This window comes from Marinobacter sp. Arc7-DN-1, from assembly GCF_003441595.1.
Classification (GTDB): domain Bacteria; phylum Pseudomonadota; class Gammaproteobacteria; order Pseudomonadales; family Oleiphilaceae; genus Marinobacter; species Marinobacter metalliresistant.
Map to the genome: position 1 here is coordinate 4,177,298 of NZ_CP031848.1, position 18,030 is coordinate 4,195,327.

Annotated in this window: 14 protein-coding genes; 10 read left to right on the top strand and 4 right to left on the bottom strand. The window is 57.3% G+C overall.

The annotated features are described in order from the left end of the window. Position 1 precedes the first annotated feature (1 nt). Positions 2–1,210 (bottom strand): acetyl-CoA C-acetyltransferase, encoded by a 1,209-nt coding sequence (locus D0851_RS19565; protein ID WP_117620120.1) that lies wholly within the window; start codon positions 1,208–1,210, stop codon positions 2–4. A 188-nt stretch (positions 1,211–1,398) separates the two neighbouring features. Between D0851_RS19565 and D0851_RS19570 the strand changes: the two genes are divergently transcribed. Then, the gene (locus D0851_RS19570) at positions 1,399–1,662 is read left to right on the top strand and encodes a late competence development ComFB family protein (RefSeq protein ID WP_117620121.1); all 264 of its coding nucleotides are present in this window, start codon (positions 1,399–1,401) and stop codon (positions 1,660–1,662) included. Positions 1,663–1,675: 13 nt separating this feature from the next. On the opposite strand, the gene D0851_RS19575 is transcribed toward D0851_RS19570, so the two are convergent. After that, positions 1,676–4,141, bottom strand: a complete 2,466-nt coding sequence (locus D0851_RS19575) for a DUF349 domain-containing protein (protein WP_117620122.1) — start codon at positions 4,139–4,141, stop codon at positions 1,676–1,678. Between the two features lie 174 nt (positions 4,142–4,315). Here D0851_RS19575 and D0851_RS19580 point away from each other — a divergent pair, with 174 nt between their 5' ends. After that, positions 4,316–4,786, top strand: a complete 471-nt coding sequence (locus tag D0851_RS19580; RefSeq protein WP_117620123.1) for a regulatory protein RecX — start codon at positions 4,316–4,318, stop codon at positions 4,784–4,786. A gap of 18 nt (positions 4,787–4,804) precedes the next feature. Here the strand turns inward: D0851_RS19580 and mltF are convergent, their stop codons facing one another. Then, complete coding sequence (gene mltF / locus D0851_RS19585) at positions 4,805–6,322, bottom strand: membrane-bound lytic murein transglycosylase MltF (RefSeq protein WP_117620124.1); 1,518 nt, start codon at positions 6,320–6,322, stop codon at positions 4,805–4,807. A gap of 281 nt (positions 6,323–6,603) precedes the next feature. On the opposite strand from mltF, the gene purL reads away from it, so the two are divergent. Together purL and D0851_RS19595 are read left to right on the top strand one after the other, a co-directional pair. Beyond that, entirely contained in the window at positions 6,604–10,509 is a 3,906-nt protein-coding gene (purL, locus tag D0851_RS19590) for a phosphoribosylformylglycinamidine synthase (protein WP_117620125.1), read from the top strand. A 415-nt stretch (positions 10,510–10,924) separates the two neighbouring features. Continuing rightward, positions 10,925–11,236, top strand: coding sequence for a YqfO family protein (locus D0851_RS19595; RefSeq protein ID WP_117620126.1), 312 nt, complete (start codon positions 10,925–10,927; stop codon positions 11,234–11,236). Positions 11,237–11,245: 9 nt separating this feature from the next. Here D0851_RS19595 and D0851_RS19600 read toward each other — a convergent pair whose 3' ends face one another. Then, the gene (locus tag D0851_RS19600) at positions 11,246–11,797 is read right to left on the bottom strand and encodes an NUDIX hydrolase (RefSeq protein ID WP_117620127.1); all 552 of its coding nucleotides are present in this window, start codon (positions 11,795–11,797) and stop codon (positions 11,246–11,248) included. Between the two features lie 96 nt (positions 11,798–11,893). Between D0851_RS19600 and D0851_RS19605 the strand changes: the two genes are divergently transcribed. From D0851_RS19605 to D0851_RS19630, 6 genes are all read left to right on the top strand, one after another. Beyond that, the gene (locus tag D0851_RS19605; protein ID WP_117620128.1) at positions 11,894–12,481 is read left to right on the top strand and encodes an NUDIX hydrolase; all 588 of its coding nucleotides are present in this window, start codon (positions 11,894–11,896) and stop codon (positions 12,479–12,481) included. 230 nt (positions 12,482–12,711) lie between these two features. Further along, on the top strand, positions 12,712–13,404 hold the full coding sequence (locus tag D0851_RS19610; protein ID WP_117620129.1) for a GntR family transcriptional regulator: 693 nt from the start codon (positions 12,712–12,714) through the stop codon (positions 13,402–13,404). Between the two features lie 15 nt (positions 13,405–13,419). After that, positions 13,420–13,845 carry a cobalamin B12-binding domain-containing protein gene (locus D0851_RS19615; RefSeq protein WP_117620130.1) on the top strand — a complete coding sequence of 142 codons (426 nt, stop codon included), beginning with the start codon at positions 13,420–13,422 and terminating at the stop codon, positions 13,843–13,845. Positions 13,846–13,931: 86 nt separating this feature from the next. Next, positions 13,932–15,353: a phenylacetate--CoA ligase family protein gene (locus D0851_RS19620; protein WP_117620131.1), complete on the top strand. Its 1,422-nt coding sequence runs from the start codon at positions 13,932–13,934 to the stop codon at positions 15,351–15,353. Beyond that, complete coding sequence (gene meaB, locus D0851_RS19625; RefSeq protein WP_117620132.1) at positions 15,354–16,334, top strand: methylmalonyl Co-A mutase-associated GTPase MeaB; 981 nt, start codon at positions 15,354–15,356, stop codon at positions 16,332–16,334. Continuing rightward, complete coding sequence (locus tag D0851_RS19630; RefSeq protein ID WP_117620133.1) at positions 16,321–18,018, top strand: methylmalonyl-CoA mutase family protein; 1,698 nt, start codon at positions 16,321–16,323, stop codon at positions 18,016–18,018. Before meaB ends, D0851_RS19630 begins: the two co-directional genes overlap by 14 nt. Positions 18,019–18,030: the final 12 nt, after the last annotated feature.

Sequence of the window (18,030 nt, forward strand, 5' to 3'; positions counted from 1 at the left end):
TTCAGACGCGCTCGATGATGGTGGCAATACCCATGCCGCCACCGACGCACAGGGTGGCCAGGCCGTAGCGTAATTCTCGCCGCTCCAGCTCATCCAGCAGGGTGCCGAGAATCATGGCACCGGTGGCACCCAGCGGGTGGCCCATGGCGATGGCGCCGCCGTTCACGTTCACTTTTTCGTCGGGAACCGAAAGTTCCCGCTGGAAGCGCATCACCACTGAGGCGAAGGCTTCGTTGACTTCAAACAGGTCGATCTGGTCGGCGGTCATGCCTGCCTTTTCCAATGCCTTGCGGGCTGCGGGGGCAGGGCCGGTGAGCATGATGGTTGGGTCTGTACTGGTAACCGCGGTGGCGACAACGCGGGCGCGGGGCTTCAGGCCCATGGCCTTGCCCTTGGCTTCGCTGCCAATCAGCAGAGCGGTGGCGCCGTCGACAATACCGGAGGAGTTGCCGGCGTGATGCACGTGATCGATCTTTTCCACGTAGTGGTATTTTTCCCGGGCCACGCCGTCGAAGCCCATTTCGCCCATCATCTGGAACGAGGGCTTGAGACCGGCGAGGGACTCAACCGTAGTGTTGCCGCGAACGTGCTCATCACGGTCTAGGATGACAACCCCATTCTGGTCGGTGACCGGAATAATGGATTTTGCGAAGTAGCCGTTCTGCCAGGCGCTGGCGGCTTTCTGCTGGGATCTCACGGCGAAACCGTCGACATCTTCACGGCTGAAGCCTTCAAGAGTGGCGATCAGATCAGCGCCGATACCCTGGGGCATGAAACCGGTGTGCAGATTGGTCTCCGGATCCGTGGCCCAGGCGCCGCCATCGGAGCCCATGGGCACCCGTGACATGGCTTCCACGCCGCCGGCAACCACCATGTCTTCCCAGCCCGAGCGCACCTTCATGGCGGCGAGATTGACCGCCTCGAGGCCGGAAGCGCAGAAACGGTTCAGGGTGACGCCCGCCACCTTTTCATCCCAATCTGCCGCCAGGGCCGCAGTCTTGGCAATATCCGCACCCTGGTCGCCAACGGCGGTCACGCAGCCCATAACAATGTCGTCGATCTGGGCGGTGTCCAGGCTGTTCCTCTCCTGCAGCGCGCGGAGCACCGTGGTCAACAGCGTGATGGGTTTGACGCTGTGGAGTGATCCGTCTTTTTTTCCACGCCCCCTGGGGGTGCGGACTGCATCGAAGATATACGCCTCGGTGGTCATTGCTTGTCCTCTGGCCATGTTGTTTTCGGGATTGATTTATCGATAACACAACCATAGCCGGTTGCAGCTGTGGGGTGTAGTGACGCGGTCTGCCAATCGCATTGGCGAAATTGCTCATGCACCATGACAAGCCGCGGTGTGGCTTCTATGGTGTTAAGAACCGCAGATGAATTCAGGAGGCGTTTGCCATGTCTCTGCGAGATGCAATCGACAATTTCTACGAACGGTTGGTGGTGGATGCGATTGACGCGACCCGTGAGGAGTCCGATACCGCAGATTATCTGACCGACGTCATGTGTGTGGCGCTAAACCGCCTGCCCACGCGCTATTACCGCCACTCCATCGATATGATGTTCTATCTGGCGGATGAAGAGCTGAAGGAAATGAAACAAAAATCCCTGGCCGCCGTGAAAGACGCCAGGGAATTTGTCCGGGAGCACCAGCGGCAGTGACCCGCTTATCTGCTCAGGAGTTGATCAGGTTGGAAAGTGCACCATTCAGGCGCTCTGCCAGTTCGCGATTCGCGGCCTCGCCGGTCGCGCCCAGGCACCAGTTCGCTACCAGCTTTTCCACGTCCCTGAGTTGATCGCCGCTGGTATCCGGGGACCCCATTCCGTCGGCCAGGCGCTGCACCTGGATTTCCATCCGGCGTTGCTGATCCGAATCCGGTGACGGCACGCCGCACAGGATTTCGGCGCGGATCACCAGCTCAGCCGGATCCTGACCATCTGAAGCGTCTGCCAGTTCAGACCAGTGCTCCGGGGCCGCATCGATCACAGCCTCACCGGTCGCAGCTGCGAGCACAAGCGACCGCCAGGACGTCATTTTTGACTGCAATTGCAGGCCTGACAGAATCTGGGCCAGGCGCTGTTTTTCCTGCTGAACCTGCTCCCTGACACCCTTTGAAAGGGCAGCGGCATCAATTTCCCGGAGGGCGGAGAGCGCTGCCATTATTGCCTCCTCGTCGCTGTCGCCAGTCACCCCGGACGATTGCTGCAGGCTGGCTTTCGCAGCCTCGTCAGCGGCACGGTAAGCCTGTTGCTGTTCGCTGCGTTCGGTATCCCGGCGGGCGAATATCTGATCGCAGGCCTTGCGGAAGGCCTGCCAGAGTTTGCGGTCTTCCCGGTGACGGGTAATGCCAATGGCTTGCCAGTCAGTTTGCAGTGCCTTGGCTTTATTCATGGCATCCTGCAGAGGTTCGTGATCCACCAGCGCCTGGGCTGTCTGGACGATCTCCTGTTTCAGGCCCTCGTTTTTACGGCGCTCCTCATCCAGCGGCGCTTCCAGTCTTTTAAGCAGATCATCGAACCGCTTCTGAACCTGCCGGTTGTCCCGGAACTCCACCGGCCAGGCTTCCTTCCATTCCTGGCGGGCGGTCTGGTGAATGCGTTCGGTGGCTTTCCAGTCGATGGAAGACCAGTCGGCATTGTCCAGGAAGGTTTCCAGTTGCTCGCAAATGGCGGATCGCTTCTCCAGATTCGCCTGCTTCAACCCGGATTTTGCGGAGAAATACGCTTTGCAGGGTTCGTAGGCTTTGTCCGAAGCGGCTTTGAAACGGGACCAGAGGCTTCGGTCTGAAGATCCGCCCAGATCCCGCCATTCGTTCTGCAATTCCTTGATCCGCTCCGCCTTGGCTTCCGGGTCCATGGGCTGGTCGGCCAGGTATTCCATCTGCTCACACAGGGCAATCTGCTTTGGCTCTGTGGCAAAGCCCTGCCAGTCGGTAAGCTCTCTCAGTTGTCCGGTCAGAAGCTGCATCCGGGCCTGGAAGGGTTTGCCATGGCGATGGTCAAGGTCCCTCAGGTGCTGCTGGGCCGTCTTGAACAGTTGTTTCGATTCTTTGAGCTGTTTTGCCTCAAGGGCCTCTTCCAATTGTTGCAGATCGGTGTGCAGGCGAGCCGCCAGGGCTTTTTGTCGTTCCTGATCCGCCGGCGCTTCAACGGGGGATTTGCGCTTTCCAGCCAGCTTGCGAAGTGGCTCAAGCAGTGCCGGACTGGGATAGCCTTCCGGCCAACGGATTTCCTGGATCAGTGTTTTTGCCTGGGCGCGCTGATCCTCGGATGTGTCCTGCTTGCTGTCGAGGGCCGCGCTTAGCTCGGCAATCGTTTCCCGCTCCTGGTTGATGCGCCTCACCGCACTCAGATAGTTGCGCAGGGCGAGCATGGCGGTCTCGTAAGTTTTCTGCTCCTGCTTTTCGACGGCGGTATCCCGGGTTGCCTCAAGCCACCGGTTTTCCTGGGTCTTCTGCAAGGCATCCAGGGACGCTTGTGAGGGCAGGGTCTGCGGCGACTGCGCCTTGAGATCATCCAGAGTGCTGGTTAGCATGTTCAGGGTTTCCCGGCGCTGCAATGTCTGCTCGCGCTGGCGTTTTTCGTCCTCGGCAGCAGACTGGATGGCCGCTATCCTCTCCTTGCACCGATGAACCGCCTCCAGGAAAGTCTGGGCCTGTTCGGGGGAGGCGTGAGTTTCCACCTCTGACCATTGTTTCAACAAGGAATCCAGCCGGGCTTCGTAGAGTTTGGTATCGTCACTCTGTGCCTGATTCCGGGCGTGGCTGATGAGCGTGGCAATGGTCTGGGTGATACCTTCCTGGCGGGCCTGTTCCTCCCGCAGTTTCTGGAGCGTCAGTTTGACGGTCTGATACACCCCTTTGTCTTTGCTCTTGGCCCGCTTCTGAACCTGTTGCAGGCGGCTTTCTTCGGTCAACCGGCTGGCGGCAGTCTGGCGGATATCAGCCGTTGCGCCCTCAATCGCGATTTTTGCCAGGACATCCTGTGACGGGGAGCCTTCCATCGTTCTGAGCTGCTCCTCTCTCTGGCTGGCCCGCGTGTCTTCCTGCCCGACCGGGGCAGGTTGGGGGGCTTTCCGGCTTTTCGGGGCAGCATCGGGTGTCTTGCGGGATCTGAACAGTTTCTGGATGAACGCGGCCATAAGAGTATCCTTTGGTATTGAAACCAGTTCACGGTGTCGGGCAAAGTTAAGCCGCCACCGGCCATCGGCGCCCGGGTTCGGATGCCGGGTAGTTTCACCGGCCAGTCTGTCTGGCCAGCTGGAGAAATTCGCGGCTAGTCTAGCGTTTTGTATGCGTATGCGGAAAGGGTCTGTATGGCAAAACAGGAAAATCAGGACGATCAGGAATACAAGGCTCGGGCAACGGCCCTCAGGTTGCTGGCCAGGCGGGAGCACAGCCGTCTGGAATTGAACCTGAAACTCCGCCAGAGGAAAGTCCCGGGCGACGTTATCGAGGCTGTGCTCGACGAATACGAGAGTGAAGGCTGGCTCGACAATAACCGCTTTGCCGATGTCTATGCCCGCCAGCGAATGGACCTTGGCTATGGGCCCTTGCGAATTCTTGGGGAACTCCAGCAACGCGGGGTTCACCGCAGCCCGGTATGCCTGGATGACATGGCAGAGGAGGACTGGTGTCAGAAGGCCATCGATCTCAGGGAGAAGCGGTTTGGTCTGGCGGATCTCAGTGAAGACTGGGACGAGAAGCTTCGCCAGGCACGTTTTCTTAACCGGCGCGGGTTTTCGGCCAGTCAAGTGGAGAGAGCTCTGGAGGCCCGTTCACAGTAGCCGTTTGCAGTCGATGACTCAGAGTGTGGGTGGGATCATGCCCAGTTCCGGCGGCAGGCCCGCCCTGAGCTTGGATTCCGGGTACACATCCTGCGCCGGATTGTTGTTATCCCTTTTTTCTTCCATCTGAACGAATTGCGGTTTTTCCGGGGGAGGTGGCGGCGTGCCCGGTTCGTTGAGGCGGGCCAGCACATCATAGTAACGTCTGATGTTCTGAACGTAGACCACCGGCTCTTGGCCCCGGGCATAGCCGAAACGGGTTTTCGTGTACCACTCCTTCTGGGCCAGCAATGGCAGGAATTTTTTCACGTCCATCCACCGGTCGGGATCCTTTCCAGCGCCTTCCGTTAGCCTTCTGGCATCCTCAAGGTGCCCGAAGCCAACATTGTAGGAGGCCAGGGCAAACCAGGTCCGGTCCGGTTCCGGGATTCGCTCCGGAATTTTTTCACGCACTATCTTGAAATACTTGGCGCCGCCCTGAATGCTTTCTTCCGCATCCAGCCGGTTGTTGATGCCGATGTGGCTGGCCGTGTTGCGTGTCAGCATCATCAAGCCCCTTACGCCCGTGGGCGATACAGCGTTGGGGCGCCAATGGGACTCCTGGTAGCCGATGGCGGCGAGCAGTCGCCAGTCCATGCTGAAATCCCTGGCATAGTCACGGAACAGGGACTCGTATTTGGGCAACCGGTTTTCCACGTGGTGCATGAAGGTGCGTGCCCCGACATAATTCAGGCGGTCGAGATGACCGTAAAAGCGTTCGGAAATCTGGGCCAGAGTGCCGTTGGCCCTGAGCTTTTCCAGGAACTCCTCAGCGGCGGCGGCCAGTGATTTGTCCTGGGCTGCGGGAAAGAACCAGGCAAGCTTCCGGGGTTCCCCGATAGCAAAGGCCTCTTTCACCATGGGGTAGAAGACGTGGTTCAGGTCCAGTTCGTTGGAGGAGATGATCGCATACGGAAATTCTCCGCTTTCGACCCGGGTCAGTACTCCTGCGGCATCGAGGCCGGGGTGGACTTGCCACTGCAGGTCAGGGATTTCCGTCTGTGCCTCGGCGAGCCAGTCCTCGTGGTTGCTTTCGGCAACAACGTGGAGTGGTTTTCCCGCAAGATCAGCCAGAGAGTCAGGGCCTTCGACGTCTCGATTGTAGACCAGAACAGACTGAGCGGTAATGCCTGTCGGTACGGTGTGGTACTGGCCGGCAAGCGCCGGTTGCCCGGAGAGCCCGGCCATGCCGATATGGGCGTAGTTTTTCTCCAGCACCGAGAGGATTTCTGTATTGTCTTCGGCAACGCGGATGCGGAGTTTCACGCCCAGCCCTTCGGCAAAGAGCTTTACCAATTCATAGTCGTAGCCCGTCGGCCCGTCCTCTCCTTCAACATAAATCGAGGGCGCGACGCGAGTGATAACGTGCAGAACACCCTCTTCCCGGATTTCCTGAAGGGTGGTGGGCCGTGAGCAACCGGTAATAATAAAGGCCACACCAAGGAGAAGAAGGGTCCTGGCAGGTGCGCCTGCTATCGCAGTACGAAATCTCGACAAATCCTTGGTCTCCGTTATAGCTGGATCATCTGGTTACGGCGAACGTGAGGGCACCGTATCCTTTCCTATCCCGAGAGTGGATTCCCTTTCCAGCCTTTAGATGATCCTTGGTGTCGGAGGTCTGGTCAATAAATCTGGTTAATTAACATGCAAAACAATGTCAATTGTACTGTCCGGGGTTAACGTTTCCAGCGCTGTATCCTGACCCCGCTTTCGAGTATCATGGCGGCCTTTCAAATTGCACCCAGGCTTCCCCGTTTCGCGCGATACAGGTTGATATCATGCTTGAACTTCGCGGCGCACCCGCGCTCTCGCCATTCCGCTCCCGCAAATTGCATTCCCGGATTCAGGAAATCGTGCCTGAAATCGAGCATGTCTATGCAGAGTTCATGCACTTCGTTGATCTGGAGGCCGACCTTTCAGAATCCGAGCAGGCCATACTCGACCGGCTTCTGACCTACGGACCCAGTGTGCCAGTGGAAGAGCCCGATGGTGTGCTGTTCCTGGTTGTGCCACGCCCCGGCACCCTCTCACCCTGGTCCAGCAAGGCGACAGACATTGCCCGGAACTGCGGGCTCCGGCAGATTCACCGGATCGAGCGAGGTACCGCCTACTATGTGAGGTCTGGCCGCAAGCTGGGTCTGGCACAGCGTGAGAAAATTGCCGCACTGCTGCACGACCGCATGACCCAGAAGGTGTTTCACGAAATGGGCGGCGCGGAACTGCTGTTCAGCCATGAAGAGCCACGGCTGCTTGGACGGGTTCCGGTCCTGGCTGGGGGCCGGGATGCGCTGGTGGAGGCAAACTCACGTCTCGGGCTGGCGCTTGCAGAAGATGAAATTGACTACCTGGTCAAATCCTTTACGGATCTTGAACGGGATCCGACGGATGTTGAACTGATGATGTTCGCCCAGGCCAACTCCGAGCATTGCCGTCACAAGATTTTCAATGCCTCCTGGGATATCGACGGCGAGGGCCAGGAAAAATCCCTGTTTGCCATGATCCGCAACACCTATGAAATGAACAGCGAAGGTGTTCTCTCAGCCTACAAGGACAACGCTTCCGTCATTCGGGGCAGTCGTGGTGGCCGTTTCTACCCGGATCCTGAGACCGGTGTATACGGCTATAATGAGGAAGACATCCACATTCTCATGAAGGTGGAGACCCATAACCACCCGACGGCCATTGCGCCGGCGGCCGGTGCAGCGACCGGTTCCGGCGGTGAAATCCGGGATGAGGGTGCGACCGGCCGTGGCTCCAAGCCCAAGGCAGGCCTGGCAGGCTTTTCGGTCTCCAACCTGAACCTCCCCGATGATCCCCAGCCCTGGGAAATCAATTATGGCAAGCCAGAGCGGATTGCCTCGGCCCTCGACATCATGATCGAAGGCCCGATTGGTGGTGCCGCGTTCAATAACGAATTTGGCCGCCCCAATCTGGCCGGCTATTTCCGAACGTTTGAAGAGAAGGTGCCCGGTGCTGCCGGTGAGGAAGTGCGCGGTTACCATAAGCCCATCATGATTGCCGGCGGTCTCGGTAATATTCGTGAAGAGCATGTGGAGAAGGGCAACATTCCGGTGGGGGCCAAGCTTATTGTCCTCGGCGGGCCGTCCATGCTGATCGGCCTCGGTGGTGGTGCCGCCTCTTCCATGGATTCCGGCTCCAGTAATGAAAATCTCGATTTTGCGTCGGTACAGCGTGATAACCCTGAAATGGAACGCCGCTGTCAGGAAGTTATCGACCGTTGCTGGCAGATGGGTGACAAAAACCCCATCGCGTTTATTCATGATGTTGGCGCCGGTGGTCTCTCCAACGCCATGCCGGAGTTGGTAAAAGATGGCGGCCGTGGTGGCAAGTTCGAGCTGCGGGATATTCCGAGCGACGAGCCGGGCATGTCTCCACTGGAGATCTGGTGTAACGAATCCCAGGAACGTTATGTCATGGCCGTGGCGCCTGAAAACCTGGAGCTGTTCGATGCCCTCTGCCGCCGCGAGCGCTGCCCCTATGCGGTGATTGGTGAGGCGACCGAAGCGCACCATCTTGAGCTCGGCGATTCCTATTTTGATGACAAGCCCGTTGATCTGCCCATGGAGGTGCTGTTTGGCAAGCCGCCCCGCATGCACCGCAGTATCAGCCGCGCTTCGTTTACCAAACCGGTTTTTGATTCCACGAAGGTTGATCTGCACGATGCCATCCGCCGGGTTCTCCGCCTGCCGTCCGTGGGCTCCAAGAGCTTCCTGATCACCATCGGTGACCGCACCATCACAGGCCTGGTTGCCCGTGACCAGATGGTAGGGCCCTGGCAGGTTCCGGTCGCCGACGTGGCAGTCACTGCCAGCTCATTTGATGTCCGCACCGGTGAAGCCATGGCAATGGGCGAGCGTACGCCGGTTGCCACGATTGATGCGCCGGCATCCGGCCGTATGGCCGTGGGTGAGGTGATTACCAATCTGGCTGCGGCGCCAATCGGCAAGCTTTCCGACATCCGGTTGTCCGCCAACTGGATGGCCGCGGCAGGTCACCCGGGCGAAGACGAAAACCTCTATGAAACGGTTCGCGCGGTGGGCATGGAACTCTGCCCGGAGCTTGGAATTACGATCCCGGTCGGCAAGGACTCCATGTCCATGAAGACCATGTGGGAAGAGGATAACGGTGAGCAGAAGAGTGTAACCGCACCGCTTTCGCTGATTGTCAGCGGCTTTGCACCGGTCACTGATGTCGCGAAAACCCTGACCCCGCAGTTGGTGAAAGAGGCCGGCGAAACCGATCTGATCCTGGTGGATCTCGCCGCTGGCCAGAACCGCCTGGGCGGCTCTGCGCTGACCCAGGTTTATCGCGCGGTAGGGGCGGTAGCGCCGGATCTGGACGACCCCGAGGATATCAAGGCCTTCTTCGCTGTGATCCAGGGCCTCAATGCGGACGACAAGCTTCTGGCCTACCACGACCGCTCGGACGGTGGTTTGTTCGTAACCCTGGCTGAGATGTGTTTTGCCGGCCACTCCGGGGTCGACATCAAGCTTGATGGCCTGGCAGAAGACCGTACCCAGTTTGCACGGGAGCTGTTCAACGAAGAGCTGGGCGCCGTTATCCAGGTGCGCCGGGAAGACACCGGTTTTGTGCTGCAGCAGTTCTCGGCGGCCGGACTTGGAGATTACATCAGCGTTATTGGCAGCCCGAACGACACTGACCGGCTGCGCCTGACTTTTGAAGGCTCGACGGTTGTTGATGAGGCGCGCGTTGAGTTGCAGCGCCTATGGGCTGAAACGAGCTACCGTATCCAGTCCCTGCGTGACAATGCCGATTGCGCCCGGGAAGAGTTTGATAACCTGCTGGATGCCGAAGATCCAGGTCTTCACGCCGAACTTTCCTATGATATCAATGACGATGTGGCTGCGCCTTACATCAACAAGGGCGCACGTCCGAAGGTGGCTGTTCTGCGCGAGCAGGGTGTGAACGGGCAAGTGGAGATGGCGGCCGCGTTTGATCGCGCCGGCTTCGAGTCTGTCGATGTGCACATGAGTGATCTGCTCTCTGGCCGCGTGACTCTGGATGGGTTTAACAGCCTGGTGGCCTGTGGCGGCTTCTCTTACGGTGACGTTCTTGGCGCGGGCGAAGGCTGGGCGAAATCCATTTTGTTCAGCGACCGTGTCCGGGATCAGTTCGCGGCTTTCTTTAACCGGCAGGACACCCTGGCGCTCGGCGTCTGTAACGGGTGCCAGATGCTCTCCAATCTGCACGAGCTGATTCCCGGCAGTGAAGGCTGGCCGCGTTTTGTGCGCAATCAGTCCGAGCAGTTTGAGGCTCGCCTGGCGATGGTTGAAGTGATGCCGTCGCCGTCTGCCTTCATGGATGGTATGGCCGGTTCACGTATGCCTATCGCGGTCGCTCATGGTGAGGGCAGGGTTGAGTTCGCTGGCGGGACATCTGCCGCGGGCTTGTCTGAGAATGAACTGGTGGCCCTGCGTTATGTGGATAACCGGGGTGAAGCCACTGTTCGCTATCCCTACAACCCGAACGGCTCAGAGGCCGGCATTACCGGGGTTACTACCCGTGACGGCCGTGTGACCATCATGATGCCTCACCCTGAGCGTGTGTTCCGCGCTGTTCAGCATTCCTGGCATCCCTCCGGGTGGCAGGAAGACGGTTCCTGGATTCGGATGTTCAGGAATGCGAGACGCTGGTTCGGCTGATTAATCGGCCGGAAAACAAGCCGGTTTTGGATGCGCTTGCAAGAAGCGTTTACTCCAAAGCCGGCTTTTTATTTGCTGCTCTGTTTTTCAGCGTTTTTCAAGATAAAAATACGAAAAAATTGGTAAAAAATCCCTTGACTGAGTATTTTTATGCACACTCGTGGTGCCTTCCTGTTTGTTCTGTGAGCAAAAACATGGAGTTCGGTTCAACTTTTGCTTGAAAGCTATAACTAATTGAAAAATAAATGAAAAAACAATCAGGTGATTTTGTCGCCAATTTGACGGGAGTTCAGTGATTGCGGGGTTTGAGAGCTTGTTCCCAAAAACTTTCCCCAGAGTTATCCACAGATTCTGTGGGTAAGTATCTAAGCTATTAATCTGTACAAAAAATATCCGATTTGAAGGAGGGTCTTCGATGTACAAGATGTGTTATTTCGTCCCGGAAACTCATGTCGAACAGACAAAACAGGCGCTGTTTGATGCCGGGGCGGGCCGCATTGGTGATTATGATCGTTGCGCCTGGCAGTGCCTCGGCAGGGGGCAGTTTCGCCCGCTGGAAGGGAGTGACCCTTTCCTGGGGAAAGCCGGTGAGGTTGAAGCGGTGGATGAATACAAGGTGGAGCTGGTTTGCGAGGATGATCTGATCAAAGACGCCCTTGCTGCGCTAAAGCGGGCTCATCCTTATGAAGAGCCCGCTTATGAGATTTATCGCCTTGAGGATTTGTAGCCGGCTGCTTTACTGGCGATCTCTTGCCATCGGGTGACGGATATCACTGACATGAACACCGAACGACTCACTCCTGTAATCGGTGAGGAACAGCTCCAGGGTTCGCTTCACGGTTGGGAAGGAGATTTCGTCCCAGGGAATGTCATCCAGTTCGAACAACCTGGATTCCAGGGACTCCTCACCGGCGCCGAATTGTCCGTCCTTCAGGGTGGCACGATAGAACATATGCACCTGGTTGATGTGCGGAACATCGATGATGGAGTAGAGGCCCTCGATGTTTACTTCTGCCAGTGCTTCCTCAAGGGTTTCCCGTTCCGCGGCTTCAATGGTGGTTTCGGCGTTCTCCATGAAGCCGGCCGGTAGTGTCCAGTAGCCGTAACGCGGTTCGATGGCCCGCCGGCACAGGAGTATCTTCCCTTCCCAGACAGGAACCGTGCCGGCAACAATGCGCGGGTTCTGGTAATGTATGGTATCGCAACTGACACAGACATAGCGGTGCCGGTTATCGCCTTCGGGGATGCGTTGTTCAACCGGGTGGCCGCATGTGCTGCAGTACTTCATGATTTTCCCCGTATACTTTATTGGTTTGGTAGTCAGTTTAACGATCCCGGCTGCCGCTGTCTCATTCAACATCAGGGTGTACTTTGGAGACAAAACTTGCGTGATCTACTTGCCGAGCGCCTGGCCGGCTATGCGCCCAGACAGCTTGCTCTGGATTATCCCGAAGCCGGTATTCTGGTACCTGTAACCGATGATCATCGAAACCCCGAAATGATCTTTACGCTCAGATCTGAAAATCTGAGCACGCACCGGGGACAGGTGGCGTACCCGGGCGGAAAACGCGATCCCGGCGACCCCTCCCTTGCGGCGACGGCGTTGCGGGAAACCCACGAAGAGATTGGTTTGCCGCCGGATCAGGTGCAGATTATCGCTCCGCTCAGCCAGGTGATGTCCCGTTACGGAATCCTGGTTACTCCGTATGTTGGCGTGATTCCCGGTGACCATCCCCTGAAGCCTAACCCTCATGAGATTGAAAGCGTATTCCGGGTGCCGCTGTCCTTTTTTCTGGAAGACAGGCGGGAAAGAACCGACGCTTTGAATTTTCTGAACCATACGTTTTACGTGCCCTGCTACCGTTGGGGGCGCTATCGGATATGGGGGCTGTCCGCAGTGGTTCTGGTGGATTTTCTCAACGCTGTGTACGATGCCGGAATTGATCTGCTTGAACCGCCCGAAGGAAGCTGACCGAATCTTTCGGTCTTCTATTCGTTCACTGATTTCTCCCTCCCTCTCTTTCTATCTCAGGTGTTTTCTGGTTCCCGCCGTTTGAAAAATAACGGAGGGGGCATGTTTGCGCTCAAAAAAACACTTAAAGATAAGGCTAAAGTCTAATATGGTTAATCGGTGAACAGGTATTACATGGTGAATACTGTATGCAAACGATATCGAAGGAGCTGTGTCGTGGAGTTTGTTCAATGAAGAAAATCCAAACCGAGAAGAACCTTCCAGAGCTCATTTACGATTCGGTGGTTAATGCCATCGTTGAAGGTTTGCTCAGGCCGGGTGAGCGGGTTACCCAGGAAAGCCTGGCCGAAAGACTGGATGTCTCACGGTTGCCGGTGAGCCAGGCAATGCAGCGTCTACGCGATGACGGTTTCCTCTCCGCCGTGGGGCGTCGGGGCCTGATGGTTTCCGTACTTGATGAGAATTTTGTGGCGCAGTTGTACGAATTTCGATGCGGCATTGACCTGATCAGTGCAGGGCTCGCCGCCCAGCGGGCGGATGCCGGGTCGCGAAAACGTGGTGAGGCCATTATCGAGGATGGCTATGCAGCAGGAAAGGCAAACGACCTTCCCGCTCTTATCGACGCCGATATGCGCTTTCACGGCTTCATCTATGAGCTGGCGGGAAACACCTTCATTCTGGATTCAATGGAGGCCCATTGGAACCATGTAAGGCGTGTTATGAGTGACATCCTGATCGTGGAAAAAAACCAGAAACAGATCTGGGAAGAGCATGCGGCAATACTCGATGCGGTATTGGCCGGTGATGCCCGGACGGCTGAAACCCTTGCGAGGCAGCATGTGGAAACCGCATCAAAGTGGCTTCAGCAAGAAATTCAAGACTCCCGTGAACCTCTGAAAAGAAGCGGTGGCGCAACTAGTTAATCCAAGGAGAATGCGATGCAAAACAATGACAATAATGCAGGTGTGATTCGGGTAATGCTGGCAAAGATCGGTCTTGATGGTCATGACCGAGGCATAAAGGTGGTCGCGCGTGCTCTAAGAGATGCCGGCATGGATGTGGTGTATACCGGACTGCATCGAACGCCCGAGGAAGTAGTCGATGCCGCTATCCAGGAGGATGTCGATATTCTGGGTATCAGCTTGCTCTCGGGTGCGCACATGCACATTTTCCCCAAGGTACTGGAGCTTCTGAAAGACAGGGAAGCGGAAGACATGATCGTTGCGGGTGGTGGTGTCATTCCGGACGACGATGTCGAAGAGCTGTACCAGATGGGCGTCCACAAGATTCTTCTGCAGGACACTCCTCCCCAGGAAATCATTGATTCGTTCCGGCAATTGGTCGCAGACCGTGGTGTCCGATAAATCCGGCACTATGGCGGTCGGGCAAAGCCGGGCGCTCAAAACAGGTTTCCTCAGATGACAACCAATAACAATATCAGGAGTCTCCGATGGAAGAGTGGAATTTCCCCCCCAGTTACAGCAACGACTATTTCCCCGACCCGAACAACCCCTACTGGTTTCGGGATCGCGAAACGATGGATCCTGAAAAACGAGATGAGTTAATTGTTGCGCGCATCCGCGAAGTGATGGCCTATGCTTACGATCACTCGCCATTTTACCAAAGCAAGTGGGACGAGGCCGGTATAACGGCCAACGACATCCGTACCCTTGCAGACTTCGAACAGGTTCCCGCCGTTACCAAGCAGGAGCTGCGTGACTCCCAGGCGAAAAAACCGCCATTCGGGGACTATCTTTGCTGCCCGGAAAGCGAGATCCATCATATCCACGGCACCTCTGGCACAACCGGCCGGCCCACCGCTTTTGGTATTTCCCGGCGTGACTGGGAGACCATTGCCAACAACCATGCCCGAATCATGTGGGGTATGGGCCTGCGGCCGGGAGATACGGTGTTTGTCGCTGCCATCCTGAGTCTCTATATGGGATCCTGGGGCGCGTTGATCGGTGCTGAGCGCTTAGGCTGCAAAGCCTTCCCGTTTGGCGCGGGTGCTCCCGGAATGACGGCGCGAGCGGTCACCTGGTTAGGGATGATGAAACCCGCTGGACTCTACTCCACACCTTCCTATGCGCTAAGGCTGGCGGAAGTGGCCCGAGAAGAAGGCGTTGACCCCAGGGAGTTCGGTATCAGGGTGCTGTTCTTTTCCGGCGAGCCGGGCGGTTCCATCCCCTCCATCCGGGATAAGATCCAGGATATCTACGGTGCCAAAGTGGTGGATTGCGGAACCATGGCCGAGCTGACGCCCTGGATGCACGCCTCTGGCAGTGCGGACACCGAGGGTATGCTGCTGTGGCAGGACATTGTCTACACGGAAGTGGCAGACCCCGATACCAACCGGCGAGTTCCCTATGGTGAGCAGGGTACGCCAATCTATACCCATCTCGAGCGAACCTCCCAGCCGATGATCCGCATGGTCTCCGGCGATTTGACCCATTGGGTGATGGAAGACAATCCCTGTGGCCGAACTTATCCGAAATTGCCCAAAGGCATCTATGGCCGTATCGACGACATGTTCCAGATCCGGGGTGAAAACGTTTACCCCAGCGCCATCGCTGAAATTCTGGAAGGCCTTGCGGGTTATGGTGGTGAGCACCGGATTATCATTTCCCGTGGTGGCTCAATGGACGAGCTGGCCGTGCAGGCAGAATTTGACCAGGAGACCAGGCGCAGAGGCCCGGATGCGGTCAGGGCGTTGTCAGAACGGGTAGAGGCCGAATTCAGTCGCGTGCTGAGTGTCCGGGCAAGGATTGTGATGGTCGAGCCGGACACCTTTCCGCGCACCGACTTCAAGGCCCAACGGGTGGTTGACGACCGGGACCTTTACCACAGCCTTAACCAGAAACGTGGGGGTTAGATGATTAACCGCATATCTTCGATGGCGCTGGCGGAACGGGTGGGGGAGGGACACCCCCGCGCCATCGCCAGGCTTATTACCCGCGTTGAAAGTGGCGGCGACCCTGAAGTGCGCCAGGCCCTGGCGGCGCTCTACAAGAGCACCGGCCGCGCCCATGTAGTGGGCATTACCGGTGTACCGGGGGCAGGGAAGTCGACCCTCGTTACACAGCTGGTCCATGAATACCGGGCCAGTGGCCGTAAGGTCGGTGTCGTTGCCATTGACCCCTCAAGCCCGTTTTCCGGTGGTGCGATCCTCGGTGATCGTATCCGCATGGGAGACTTGGTTTCCGACCCCGGGGTATTCATTCGCAGCATGGCCACCCGGGGAACCCTAGGTGGCCTGGCGAGACCGGCCCTGGACGCCGTCGACCTCCTGGATGCAGGTGGGTTTGATGTGGTCCTGATCGAGACGGTCGGGGTGGGCCAGGACGAAGTTGATATCGTGCGTGCGGCTCATACCACGGTGGTTGTCAACGCGCCTGGTCTGGGCGATGACATTCAGGCCATCAAGGCAGGGGTGCTTGAGATAGCCGATGTCCATGTGGTGAGCAAAGCCGACCGGCCGGACTCCAACAAAACCATCCAGGAACTCAAGGCCATGCTGATGATGAGCTTGGAGCCGGGTGAGGGCATCTGGCGGGTGCCGGTGGTACCGACCAGTTCTGAAAAGCACACCGGTTTCGGCGAGCTGATGGCCGCGATTGACCGTCACGCAGAGCACCTGGAGCGAAGCGGCGAAATCACCGAGCGGCGCCGCCAGATTGCTTTAACCCGGGTGGTGAAGGTCGCCGAAGAGATTGTCCGGGACAATTTTGTACGTGACAGCAGGTCGCAAACCGAAGAGCTGCTCAAAAAGGTTACTCAACGCGAACTGGATCCCCACGGCGCCGCGGTGATCTTGCTAAAAGCCATGAAGGAGACGATTCATGAATCACACTGACCAGTATGACCCCGCTGCACTCAAGCATATTGAAAAAGAGTTCAACGAGTGGGAAAAGAACGAAGTGTCGTCCTTCATAAAGCGGGCGCCGGAGAGTAAGTCAGAGTACACCACCGCGTCGGGGATGCGGACGAAGCGCACGTATACGCCACTGGATGTCAAAGACACCCCGTTTGAGGACGTTGGTTTTCCCGGCCAATATCCCTTCACCCGGGGGCCCTACCCCACCATGTACCGTGGCAAGAACTGGACAATGCGCCAGATTGCCGGTTTCGGTACTGCCAGGGAAACCAACGGGCGCTTCAAATACCTCATTGCCCAGGGCCAGACCGGGCTGTCGATCGACTTCGACATGCCTACCCTGATGGGGTATGACTCGGGCCATTCCATGAGCCAGGGTGAGGTGGGCCGCGAGGGTGTCGCCATCGACACTCTGGCGGATATGGAGGAGTTGTTCGACGACATTGACCTGACAAAAATTTCCGTCTCCATGACGATCAACCCGTCAGCCTGGATACTCTACGCCATGTACATTGCCCTGGCGCAGAAGCGCGGCTATGACCTCAATGACCTCTCGGGCACCATCCAGAACGACATTCTCAAGGAGTATATCGCCCAGAAGGAATGGATATTCCCGGTGCGGCCGTCGGTTCGCCTGGTCCGTGACTGCATTCAGTACGGATCCGAGAACATGAAGCGGTACAACGCCATCAACATCTCCGGGTACCACATATCGGAAGCCGGTTCGACCGCTGTCCAGGAAGTGGCGTACACAATGGCGACCACCATGGAGTACGTTCAGACTGCAATCGACGCCGGGGTGGATGTTAATGAGTTTGGTCCCCGCCTCTCGTTCTTCTTCGTGAGCCAGGCAGACTTCTTTGAAGAGATTGCCAAGTTCCGGGCGGCCAGGCGGGTATACGCCAAAATCATGCGGAAAAAATTCGGCGCCACGAAACCCGAGGCAAGCCGGTTACGTTTCCACGCACAAACCGCGGCAGCGACCCTGACCAAGCCGCAGTATACGATCAACCCGATCCGCACCGCGCTTCAGGCACTGTCTGCTGTGCTGGGTGGCGCTCAGTCGCTGCACACCAATGGCATGGATGAGGCCTTTGCCATACCCACCGAGGAAGCGATGCGGATCGCCCTGCGAACCCAGCAGATCATTGCCTACGAAACCAACATCACCCAGGTGGTGGATCCATTGGGTGGTTCCTACTATGTCGAAAGCCTTACCGATGAGATTGAACGGGAAGTCTGGAAAATCCTTGATGAGGTTGAAGAACTTGGTGGCACCCTCCAGTGTATTGACGATGGCTACTTCCAGAGAGGCATATCCGATTCGGCCTATGATTTCGCGCTACGCAAGGCCAGCGGGGAGCGACCGGTCATCGGCGTCAATATGTTCGTCCAGGAGGAAGAGGATGTTGAGATTGAAACCCATCCACATGATCCGGAAACCGAGCGCCGGCAGATTGAGCGCCTGAACAAGGTCAGGAACAATCGCGATGAAGAAAAAGTCCAGAGTCTGCTCACGCAGTTGAAAGAGCAGGCCGAGGACGAAACGGTAAACCTTATGCCCATAACCATTGAATTGGTCAAAGAAGGGGCTTCGATGGGCGATATTGTTGAAACCCTGAAAGGCATTTGGGGAACCTACCGGGAAAAACCTGTAATCTGACCGGCTTCGTTG

Excerpts from the sequence above, each read along its gene's own strand:
- D0851_RS19575 (WP_117620122.1), bottom strand. The coding sequence starts at position 4,141 with ATGGCCGCGTTCATCCAGAAACTGTTCAGATCCCGCAAGACACCCGAT.
- D0851_RS19580 (WP_117620123.1), top strand. The coding sequence starts at position 4,316 with ATGGCAAAACAGGAAAATCAGGACGATCAGGAATACAAGGCTCGGGCA.
- D0851_RS19600 (WP_117620127.1), bottom strand. The coding sequence starts at position 11,797 with ATGAAGTACTGCAGCACATGCGGCCACCCGGTTGAACAACGCATCCCC.
- D0851_RS19620 (WP_117620131.1), top strand. The coding sequence starts at position 13,932 with ATGGAAGAGTGGAATTTCCCCCCCAGTTACAGCAACGACTATTTCCCC.
- D0851_RS19630 (WP_117620133.1), top strand. The coding sequence starts at position 16,321 with ATGAATCACACTGACCAGTATGACCCCGCTGCACTCAAGCATATTGAA.
- D0851_RS19570 (WP_117620121.1), top strand. The coding sequence starts at position 1,399 with ATGTCTCTGCGAGATGCAATCGACAATTTCTACGAACGGTTGGTGGTG.
- purL (WP_117620125.1), top strand. The coding sequence starts at position 6,604 with ATGCTTGAACTTCGCGGCGCACCCGCGCTCTCGCCATTCCGCTCCCGC.
- D0851_RS19595 (WP_117620126.1), top strand. The coding sequence starts at position 10,925 with ATGTACAAGATGTGTTATTTCGTCCCGGAAACTCATGTCGAACAGACA.
- D0851_RS19610 (WP_117620129.1), top strand. The coding sequence starts at position 12,712 with ATGAAGAAAATCCAAACCGAGAAGAACCTTCCAGAGCTCATTTACGAT.
- meaB (WP_117620132.1), top strand. The coding sequence starts at position 15,354 with ATGATTAACCGCATATCTTCGATGGCGCTGGCGGAACGGGTGGGGGAG.
- D0851_RS19615 (WP_117620130.1), top strand. The coding sequence starts at position 13,420 with ATGCAAAACAATGACAATAATGCAGGTGTGATTCGGGTAATGCTGGCA.
- D0851_RS19565 (WP_117620120.1), bottom strand. The coding sequence starts at position 1,210 with ATGACCACCGAGGCGTATATCTTCGATGCAGTCCGCACCCCCAGGGGG.